Genomic DNA, 3,936 nt, shown 5'->3' with positions numbered 1-3,936 from the left:
TTACACGTTAAATCTGAAGTGCATTACATCGCCATCTTTAACAATGTATTCCTTGCCTTCTACACGTAATTTACCCGCTTCTTTTACTTTAGCTTCCGAACCATAAGTTACGTAATCGTCGAAAGCGATAACCTCAGCACGAATAAAACCTTTTTCAAAGTCGGAATGTATCACACCAGCGGCCTGTGGTGCCGTAGCGCCAATGTTTATAGTCCACGCACGTACTTCTTTAACGCCTGCTGTAAAATAGGTTTGTTGTTTTAATAATTTGTATGCTGCACGAATCAAAACCGACGAGCCGGGCTCACTCAGACCTAAATCCTCTAAAAACATCTGACGTTCTTCGTAGGTCTCTAATTCAGTAATGTCGGCTTCTGTAGCAACCGCAAGTACAATAACTTCGGCACTTTCTTCTTTAACCAACTCGCGAACTTGCTCCACATATTTGTTACCCGATACCGCCGAACCTTCATCAACATTACAAACGTACAACACTGGTTTGGTGGTAATTAATTGAAAATCTTCTAAAAGTTTCACTTCGTCGTCGTTGTTCGCTGAAACGGTACGTGCCGATTTTCCTTGCAATAGTGTTTCGCGAATGCGATTTAATAATGCTTCCTCAACCTGTGCTTCTTTATTTCCCGTTTTGGCTGCGCGTTTTACCTTTTCCAAACGCTTTTCAACGGTTTCTAAATCTTTCAGTTGTAACTCAATATCGATCGTTTCTTTGTCGCGAATCGGATTCACATTTCCGTCTACGTGAACAATATTATCGTTGTCAAAACAGCGCAATACGTGAATGATGGCATTACATTCGCGAATGTTTCCAAGAAACTGATTTCCAAGACCTTCGCCTTTACTCGCGCCTTTTACCAATCCTGCAATGTCAACTATATCGACTGTTGCCATAACCACACGTTCGGGCTTCACCAATTCTTCAAGTTTGTTAATTCTAGGGTCCGGAACGTTTACGACTCCCACATTGGGTTCGATCGTACAAAACGGAAAGTTTGCACTTTGTGCTTTCGCATTCGATAAACAATTAAATAAAGTTGACTTTCCAACGTTGGGTAATCCTACGATTCCGGCTTTCATGGCGTGTGTTTTTTAAAATCGGGCAAAGATACGTTTTGCATTTTAAGCAAAATAGATTTGTAGTCGAATTTTCAAAGCAGATTTACTGAGGCAAAATTTTAATTTTTTGGAATGATTGTACGGAAGATTGCCTGCACTTTTTTAAAACTTATTCATGAGTTCTGAAAACTAGTTGAGTTAGCGATTAGCATCTGTAAATGCACCACTTTACATGTCGTTTTGCCCTACTGAACCCACGTATCGCTGGTGCCTGGTCGTGTCGAAGGCTTTTTTAGAAGTTAGTCCCGATAGCTATCGGGATCGCGACGTTTAACATTTTACGTATCGTTTTGCCCTACTGAACCCACGTATTGTGGGTGCCTGAGCTTGTCGAAGGCGGCGTTATGTATATTGTGAAAAGTATCGTGAAACATTGTGCTCCCTCAGCTCCTAAGCCTATCGAAGGTTGATGCCAGAGTTTGTCGAAGGCTAACCGCAAAGTTCGCAAAGATCTACGCAAAGTTCGCAAAGTGGAAATCGTTCCTTTTTTCAATCTTTCAATCTCAAAATTTTTAAAAAAATACGGTTTTTCCGTAAAATTTATTTCTGGGAATTTCATACGTGGGAATCGCTCCCCATCCCGCCCGCCCCCATCGAGGCGAAGTTTTGAAAAAAAATCAAGATACCATTACGGATTTTCCACATATTTTTTGTGTAGTATCAAGTATTAAGATTTGAGTATTAAGACTTCGCGACGTTCTCCACTTTACGTATCATTTTACCACCCGAACCCGCTTATAGCCGGTGCCTGAGCCTGTCGAAGGCCGGTGCCTGGACCCGTCGAAGGATAAGTATCGACGCGTTCTGTGTTTTCCTCAACAGCTAAATTTTCCACAAAATTCTGTGCATTTTTGTGTTTTCAGTGCGCTAACAAAGAAGTTCCCAAATATAACCGCAGCAAATGCAATCTGTAAACCGAAAGCCGTTACCGTTATTTTCATGCTTAAAATGGCACTTCACACATTTTTATCCTTTTATAATTCCCAATTTCGCAACTTTTTACCACAACATAACTACACAACAAACCTCTTTGGTTATTGCCTAATCTCGCTGCTAGCAGTCGTATAGCCGTTATTTAATTAGTTTTCGCCTGTATAGTTTTTGTAACGTCACAAAAAATCTGATAATCAGTAAAATGCCGTCATTTACAGAAATTAACTAAACCATGAAAAACCTCTTATTTGCGATACTGCTTGCAGCTTCAGCTCAATCATTTGCACAACCCACCACCGCTCCAAACGCACCTTCTAATAATCCGGCCGATGTAGTTTCTATCTACGGAAATACATTTCCAAATATCGCCACAAATTACAATCCCGATTGGGGACAGTCGGGTATTTGCTGCACCAATGCCAGTTTCGATGTTGGCGATGGCAATCTAGTACTAGCCTACCTTAATTTTAACTACCAAGGAACAAACCTCGCAGCGCAAAATCTTTCCAACATGGAATTTCTTCATGTCGATGTATGGACCAACGCCAATCCTACAAACACAATCTTACAGGTAACTCCCGTAAACAACGGCAGCGGTCAGAGCGAGTTTCTAGTAACCATAAACCATACACAAGGAAGCTGGTACAGCGTTGATATCCCCAAAAGCGCATTTACAGGTATGACGTGGGATTCTGTTTTTCAAATGAAATTTGCTGCAAACGGACCCGGAAGTACCTCGCCCGTTGATATTTACCTCGATAACATCTATTTCTGGAAACCAGCAACACCCGCCGGCGCCGATGCTTCTTTGGCCGCATTGAACATCAACGGCATCAGTATTCCAAACTTCTCAGCAATTACAACCAGTTACACGGTCGATTTAGTTGTTGGTACTACCGATATTCCTCAAGTGTCGGCTGTTGCCACCGATCCAGATGCTAACATTGTGATCGTGCAAGCAAATGCATTACCCGGAACCGCAACAGTAGTTGTAACTTCTTCAAACGGACAAGTACAAGAAATTTATAATGTAAATTTTACGACCAACACCCCAAATGCGGCTCCAACGCCTGGTACTCCCAACGCCGAAGTGCTTAACATTTACAGCGACACTGGTAACTTTACCAATACATGGACACCCGATTACGTTTTTGGAGAGTTCGCTTCAACGCCCGATTTAGACGCTACCTCCGTTACAAACGAAGCCATACGCATGAACTTTGCCGTGGCTGGTTATGGCGAAGGAACTAACACAGTAACCGATATTTCAAACTACAATTACGTGCATTTCGACTATTTCGCCGACGCTAACTCGAACGAGATTCGTTTTATCTTAATTGCCAATAACGGTGGAGTAGTGGAGTACAATTACGAGTTAACGCCAACAGGAAGTAACGGAACGTTGGTTAAAGGTGCGTGGCAGTCGGTTAATGTGCCCTTGAGTTTTTTCCAAAATTTAGGATTCAATAAAACCAAATTTTTCCAATTTAAGTTAGGAACCAGTTCCGATTTGGTTTCAGATATCGTGTATTTCGATAATATCTATTTCTCGGTAAATCCAGGAACAATACTCAATACCAATACTTTCGCACAACAAGCAAGCCTTCGCGCATTCCCAAATCCATCGCATGGAAACTGGACAATACAGTCGGATCAAAACATTCAAACAATAAGCGTACACGATGTTTCCGGCAGACAAGTGCTAGTGCTAACACCTAATTCGTCTGAAGTTATCATCGATGCAGCTTCGTATCCCGCCGGACTCTATTTTGCAAAATGTAGCACCGCCGGAGGTTCACAAGTGTTGAAATTAGTCCGCAAGTAATTAGGAAATCCCCAAATTTTCTAATCTTTAAATCTTTCAATCTT

General features: G+C 41.7%; 2 protein-coding genes. One reads left to right on the top strand and one right to left on the bottom strand.

What is annotated here, in order from left to right; genetic code table 11:
- Positions 1 to 1,095: a redox-regulated ATPase YchF gene (ychF, locus tag ACOVQQ_RS06395; protein ID WP_421817460.1), complete on the bottom strand. Its 1,095-nt coding sequence runs from the start codon at positions 1,093 to 1,095 to the stop codon at positions 1 to 3.
- 1,204 nt (positions 1,096 to 2,299) lie between these two features.
- Here ychF and ACOVQQ_RS06390 point away from each other — a divergent pair.
- Positions 2,300 to 3,892, top strand: a complete 1,593-nt coding sequence (locus tag ACOVQQ_RS06390) for a T9SS type A sorting domain-containing protein (protein ID WP_421817459.1) — start codon at positions 2,300 to 2,302, stop codon at positions 3,890 to 3,892.
- Positions 3,893 to 3,936 lie beyond the last annotated feature (44 nt).

Origin of the sequence: Flavobacterium sp., from assembly GCF_049240005.1 — a bacterium.
GTDB lineage: Bacteria > Bacteroidota > Bacteroidia > Flavobacteriales > Flavobacteriaceae > Flavobacterium.
The sequence above is the reverse complement of the archived record's forward strand: the minus strand, read 5'-3'. Positions and strand labels throughout refer to the sequence as shown.

Bases quoted from the DNA above. Each gene is read 5' to 3' on its own strand.
- ychF (WP_421817460.1), bottom strand. From the start codon at position 1,095: ATGAAAGCCGGAATCGTAGGATTACCCAACGTTGGAAAGTCAACTTTA.
- ACOVQQ_RS06390 (WP_421817459.1), top strand. From the start codon at position 2,300: ATGAAAAACCTCTTATTTGCGATACTGCTTGCAGCTTCAGCTCAATCA.